This window comes from Brevundimonas sp. SPF441 (assembly GCF_009661015.1).
Lineage (GTDB): Bacteria > Pseudomonadota > Alphaproteobacteria > Caulobacterales > Caulobacteraceae > Brevundimonas > Brevundimonas vesicularis.
The window spans coordinates 72,313-78,312 of sequence record NZ_WJWX01000013.1 but is presented as its reverse complement, the minus strand read 5'-3'; the positions used below and the strand labels follow the sequence as shown (position 1 = coordinate 78,312).

At 67.3% G+C, this 6,000-nt stretch carries 7 protein-coding genes; all 7 read right to left on the bottom strand.

Features of this window, described 5'->3' with window-relative positions:
* Positions 1–865, bottom strand: an 865-nt coding sequence (locus tag GGC30_RS09370) for an ABC transporter permease (protein WP_194943571.1), incomplete at its 3' end; no start/stop codon positions are given.
* Positions 862–1,809, bottom strand: a complete 948-nt coding sequence (locus GGC30_RS09365) for an ABC transporter ATP-binding protein (RefSeq protein WP_153923594.1) — start codon at positions 1,807–1,809, stop codon at positions 862–864. The genes GGC30_RS09365 and GGC30_RS09370, both read right to left, overlap by 4 nt.
* Positions 1,810–1,883: 74 nt before the next feature.
* Complete coding sequence (locus GGC30_RS09360) at positions 1,884–3,770, bottom strand: CocE/NonD family hydrolase (protein ID WP_194943570.1); 1,887 nt, start codon at positions 3,768–3,770, stop codon at positions 1,884–1,886.
* 67 nt (positions 3,771–3,837) lie between these two features.
* The gene (locus tag GGC30_RS09355; protein ID WP_045810279.1) at positions 3,838–4,479 is read right to left on the bottom strand and encodes a M23 family metallopeptidase; all 642 of its coding nucleotides are present in this window, start codon (positions 4,477–4,479) and stop codon (positions 3,838–3,840) included.
* Between the two features lie 168 nt (positions 4,480–4,647).
* Complete coding sequence (locus GGC30_RS09350) at positions 4,648–4,872, bottom strand: YdcH family protein (protein ID WP_055754995.1); 225 nt, start codon at positions 4,870–4,872, stop codon at positions 4,648–4,650.
* Between the two features lie 50 nt (positions 4,873–4,922).
* Positions 4,923–5,387, bottom strand: coding sequence for a TIGR02444 family protein (locus GGC30_RS09345; protein WP_153923592.1), 465 nt, complete (start codon positions 5,385–5,387; stop codon positions 4,923–4,925).
* A complete protein-coding gene (locus GGC30_RS09340) occupies positions 5,384–5,986 on the bottom strand; it encodes a UbiX family flavin prenyltransferase (protein WP_153923591.1) in 603 nt (200 codons plus the stop codon). The genes GGC30_RS09345 and GGC30_RS09340 overlap by 4 nt, the downstream gene beginning before the upstream one ends.
* Positions 5,987–6,000: the final 14 nt, after the last annotated feature.

The window sequence follows — 6,000 nt, the reverse complement described above, 5'->3', positions numbered from 1 at the left end:
CCCCCATGACCGTCAGGGTCAGCAGCGCCACCCCCAGCACCTTGCCCGTCAGGATTTCGGTCGCCGACGCCGAGGACAGCAGCACCTCCAGGATCTTGTTGGACTTCTCCTCCATCACGCTGTTCAGCAGGATGGAGGCCCCGGTGATGACCAGCGACCACAAGAGGAAGCCGACGCCCAGGCCGATGAAGGACGGGATTCGGTCACGCATCGACACCTCGCCCCCGCTGGCCGCGCTGGGCGAGAAGGACTTCACCTCGGGTCGGAAGGTCTGAACCTCCTGCGCCACGGCCGGGGCGACCCCGGCGGCGGTCAGAAGTTCGGTGCGTCGGGCATCACGCAGGGCATTTCGGACGAAGCCGGAAACGTCGTTGTCGGTGGCGCGCGCGGTCCAGACCTGGGCGGCGGGCTTGCCATCCGTGCGGCTCAGGAAGACCACGGCGTCGAGGCGCCTGGCGTTCGAGGTCTGCTTGTCCAGCGACTTGCGGATCGCCTCGTCACGGGCCGGGCCGACGGCGTCGGCGATGGCGGGCGGCGTGTCAACCAGACGGATCTTGGGGCCGGTAATGGAGGCGACGGCGCGCCCGGCGCCCGCCTGTCCCTTTTCAGCGGCTTCGCGCAGGCGTTCGTTCTGACGATCCACATCCGCTTGCAGAGAGGCGCGAACGGCGGCGGCCAGACCCGTCGCATTGGGGCCTTCCTCGATCACCGCCACCGACTTGATCGGCTCGGAGGCCTTGATCAGCGCCGGAATGCCGCCGCCCAGCACGGCGAACAGGGGAAAGGCCAGAAGCGACAGCCAGAAGCCGACGGTCTTGGCGTAGGCGACATATTCGCGTCGCGCGATCAGCAGGGTGCGGTTCATCGGACAGCCTCCACGGATGCGACGGGTTGGTCGGGATGGTCGCCGGTCAGGCCGATGAAGGCGTCGTGCAGCGTCGGCTCCTTCAGCGCGAAGCCGCGCACGTCCAGGCCGTTCAGGAAGGCCGTCTTCAACGTATCCTGACCCCCGGCGCCGGGCGCCAGGGCGATTTTCAGGCGACGCACGCCATCGACGTCGGACAGGGTCTCGACGCCCGCCACGCCGGGCAGGGCGGCGGCGGCGGCCGCGCTGATCGCGCCGTCCAGATCCAGGAAGCGCGGCGAAGTGGCCTTGGCCTGATCCACCGTCCCCTCGAACGCCTTCTTGCCACGCGCCAGCAGCACGACCTTGTCGCACAGCCGCTCGGCATGCTGCATCACGTGGGTGGAGAACAGCACCGTGGCGCCGTTCGCGGCCAGCCCGCGAATCATCGCCTCCAGGCCCTGCTGGTTCATCGGGTCCAGACCGGAGAAGGGCTCGTCCAGGATGACGAACTCAGGCTGGTGCACGACCGAGGCGATCAGCTGCACCTTCTGCGCCATCCCCTTGGACAGCTCCTTCATCTTCTTTTTCTGCGCCTCGCCGAGGCCCTGCTGCTCCAGCAGGGTCTTGGCGCGCTTGCGGCCTTCGGCGACCGGCAGGCCTTTCAGCGCGCCGAAGAAGGCGATGGCCTCGACCGGTGTCATCTTTTTATAGAGGCCGCGTTCCTCGGGCAGGAAACCGATCCGATCGCGCACCTTGCGCCCGTCGTCGGCGCCCAGGATTTCGATCCGTCCCGACGTCGCTGGCTGCAACCCCAGGATCATTCGCAGGGTCGAGGTCTTGCCCGCCCCGTTCGGTCCCAGAAAGCCGCAGATCGACCCCTTCTCGACCTGAAAACTCAGATCGCGCACGGCGTGAAAATCGCCGTATCGCTTGTTCACCCCATCCAGCGTCAACGCCGCCATGTCGCCTCCCAAATCCCTGTCGTCAGACTAGAATCCGACGACAGGGGACGCCAGCGACTTCGGCGCAGGGGCGCCTATTTCACCACAGGCAGGTCGATGTAGGAGGCGTCGTCGCCCGCGTGATGGATGGCGTTGTCGGCGACCACGCCCTGGCTCTCGGTCTCGTTCGGTCCGCCCGTGTTCAGGTTGCGCACGAACTTGGGGAAGTTGGAGCTGGTGACTTCGACCCGGATGCGGTGACCGGGCTGGAAGGTGTTGCTGATGGTCAGCGGCGTGGGCTGCACGGTCGCCACCTGACCCGGCGTCAGGGGCGCGGGGCGGTCATAGCCGTTGCGATAGCGCGCCCGCATGATGGTGTCGCCCAGGATATAGGCCGTGCCGTCCGGCGCCACGTCGACCAGCTTGACCGCGAAATCGGTGTCGGGCGCAGAGGACGACACCTTCAGCACCGCATCGATGAAGCCGGTGACCTGCATCGGCTCGGTCAGCGCTTCCGACGTATAGACCAGCACGTCGTTGCGCGCCTCGATCGGTCGCTGATCGAAGGCCCCGGCCGTGACCAGCCCACCGTTGCAGCAATCGCCGCCGCCGATGGTCTGGACCGGGTTCATCGGATCATAGCGATAGCGGTCGGCCGGCTCGCCGGCGGGCGGCGCCTGAAGGCTCAACAGGCCGTCGCCATTCAAGCTGTTGGCCCCGCCGCCCGAGCGCAGGTACATCCGCACCGTCTTGACCCCGGCCGGGGGCCACTGCGCGGCCGTGCGCCAGGCGTTTTCGCCCATGTTGAAATACTGCACGTGCGGCGTGCTCTCGGGGAAGGCGCGGCGCTCGCCCTTCAGCCAGCGATCGAACCAGGCGTGCACCAGGGCGTCGCTGTCGAAGGTGGCGTCGCCCAGCGGTCGATCGCCCGACTTGTAGTTCGGCCCCAGGCCGCCAAAGGCGCAGTGGTTGTTGGGGCCGACCACGACATACTGGTTCTCGGCCGCCTCGCGATCCTGGGTCGTGGACCGGGCGTGGTTGAACAGCTCCATGTTCGGCCCGATGGAGACGTCATACCAGCTGTTGAACCACAGGGACGGCACACCCCAGCCCATGTCGTCGTGATACAGGCCGCCCTGACGCCAGGCCGGATCGGATGGGGTGCGCGCGATCAGTTCCTCGAACGTGCCGGCCGGCTCGCCCAGGTCCTTCAGCATCTCGTTGACCGGCAGATGCCGAATCTGGCTGGGCCAGTTCACATCCGGCTTCTTGGCGTCCAGGTCGTTGTAGCGGACGATGCGGGCGCGGGTTTCCTGGTCGATGTCCATCGGAATCTGGGCGCGCTGCGGATTGTCCACGCCGTACAGCCACACGAAGAACAGGTTGCGCGGCACGCCCCCGGTGTACCAGTTGCCCTGTTCCTGGAACCGTCCGACCTTGCCGATGCCGGCGCCCGAGGCCTGAGGCACCATGGCGGCATGGGCGGGATGGTTCTGGGCCGCCAGGGCCAGCTGCCACTCTGCGGAGGACGAACAGCCCAAGGTGCCGACCTTGCCGTTCGACCAGGGCTGGGCCGCAATCCACGTCAGGGCGTCATAGCCGTCGGTCTGGGGATAGCCCAGGATCTGATAGTCGCCACCCGAGAAATACCGTCCCCGCTCGTTCTGGATGACGAAGGCATAGCCCTTGCTGACCCAGCTCAGGGCCGAACGCGTGGTGCGGGCGTTGTAGGCCAGCTCGTTATAGGGCGTGCGGACGAACACGGTCGGCAAGGGGCCGGGCGCGTTCTTGGGGCGATAGACATTGGTGGCCAGTCCCACGCCGTCGCGCATCGGCACCATGACCGCCATCTGCACATCCGCCACGCGCGACAACTCGGTCTGTGCGGCGGCGTCGCTGTAGCGCCCATAGTCCTGCGCCGAGGCGGCGATGGGCGTGGCGGCCAAAAGGCCCGCGACGACGGCGGCGACGATCTTGTTCATGTCCATCCCTCCCAGAACGTGAGGGGACACTAGGACGTTTGCGGCGCGCGTCGCAACGCAATGCGCGTCAGGCCTTGGCCTTCACCGTCACTTCGAAATGGCGATCGACCACCTTGGTCGGATTCACCTGCGCGCCGCCGCGACGGACCTCGAAATGCAGGTGCGGGCCGGTGGAATAGCCGGTGGAGCCAACCAGACCGATGCGCTGACCGGGCGCGACCGCATCGCCGTTCGCGACATCGATCCGGCTGAGGTGGCCGTACAGGGTGCTCATCCCGTTGGGGTGGCGCACCTCGATGAAGTTGCCATAGCCCTCGGGGTCGTACCCCGTGCGAATGACTTCGCCCTCGGCGGCGGTGAAAACAGTCGTGCCCTTCGGCGCGGCGATATCTACGCCCTTGTGCGCGCGCGCCTTGGCTTCGATGGCTAGTTTGCGCAGGCCGAACGGCGAGTTGATCGCATAGCCGCGCACCGGGGCGGTGAAAGCGATCTGGCGCGTGATCGGACCCGCCTTCTCAACCTCGGCCTTCAGCGGCGGCGACACCGGCGCGGCGATCTGGGTCGGCGGCGGCAAGGCGGCCTCACGCGCGGCATTTGGCGCGGCGGCGGCGGCGAAGACGGCCACGGCGGCGAAGGCGGCCGTCTGGCCGGAGTGGATCAACAGGGTCTTGCACCGCGCCATCGGCGCGTTGGACAGCAGGCGTCGCATTCGGCGGCCTCTCCAGCGTCTCTACGCTCTGGAATGAAGGAAGCGGCGCCCCGACAGCGCACGGCGTTCCGTGGGAGGACGGCTTATGCCCGCGGGCTTTGGCGACTTTGGGGCTAGGGCAGGGCGGCGGATGGTCGCAGGGCGGAACCTGCCGCTCGCCCGGCCAGATCAGGCGATGATGTCGGGCAGGATTCGGTCTTCCAGCTTCACGATCTCGTCCTTCAGCGCCAGCTTCTTGCGCTTCAGCCGGGCGATCATCAGCTGATCGGGAATGGCGGCCTGACCCAGGGCTTCGATCGAGGCGTCAAGATCGGCGTGTTCTTGGCGCAGATGCTTCACCCGCGCGTGAAGCTCGACCATTTCCTCGGTGATCGCAGGCGTGTCGTCGTTCATCGTGTCATCTCCACGCCGCTCGTCTCAGGCCGCTTATAGCCACGCTGATCTCAGGTCGGAAGGGCGTCTGCGAGCCGGATCAGGGCCGGGCGCGGTGTCACGTCGGCCCACATCCGCGCCGTGGCTGCCAGGCCGTCGATGATCGGGCGGGCCGGCCCGCTGGGTTCGGGCGCCAGCGCCTCCAGCGCATCCAGCAAATGCCGCTCTGCCGCCAGCTCCAGCGCCTTGATGCGGTTGCGCACGCTCTCTCGCGGGCCGTCGTCGATATCGGGCACCGGCGCTTTCAGTATCCGCCGCACCGAACGCAGCGGGGCGACCACGACGCTGTCCCAGGCGCGGGCCGTGTCGCAGGCCGCCTCGATCGTCTCTTCGTCCGGCTTTCGGCCTGTCGCCGCGACCCAGGCCGACCACAGCAGCACAGGCACGTTCTGGTCGTGGCTGTCCTGTAGCGCCAGACACGCCTCGCCGACCCCCGGCGCGCCATAGGCGGCGATCGCCCAGTCCCACAGCCTCATGACTTCAGGCCTTCCCAGCGCCGCACCGCGCCCCAATCCAGGCCGAACAGGTCCAGCGTCCGACCCACCGACTGATCGACCATATCCATGATCGAGCTCGGCCGGGCGTAAAGCGCGGGCAGGGGCGGGGCGATGATCGCGCCCATTTCGGCTAAGGCCGTCATGGTGCGCAGGTGGCCCAGGTGGAACGGCGTTTCGCGCACCATCAGAACCAGCGGTCGCCGCTCTTTCAGCGTCACGTCCGCCGCCCGCGTCAGCAGGGTAGAGGTCACGCCGGTCGCGATCTCGCTCATCGTCTTGATCGAGCAGGGCGCCACGATCATGCCCAGGGTGCGGAACGAGCCGGAGGCGATCGTCGCCCCCACGTCGCCCAGCTTGTGAACCACTGACGCCTTGGCCGTCAGTTCGTCGGGCGACAGATCGGTCTCCTGCGACAATGTGAGCAGGGCGGCCTTGGTCACGACCAGATGGCTTTCGACGCTCAAATCGTTCAGTGCGTCCAGCATCCGGGCGCCATAGACGGCACCGGAAGCCCCTGAAATTCCGACCACCAGTCTGGCGGGCGGGTTCCGTATGGCTCCGTTCACATCATCGTCCATTTTGGGGGTCAGCC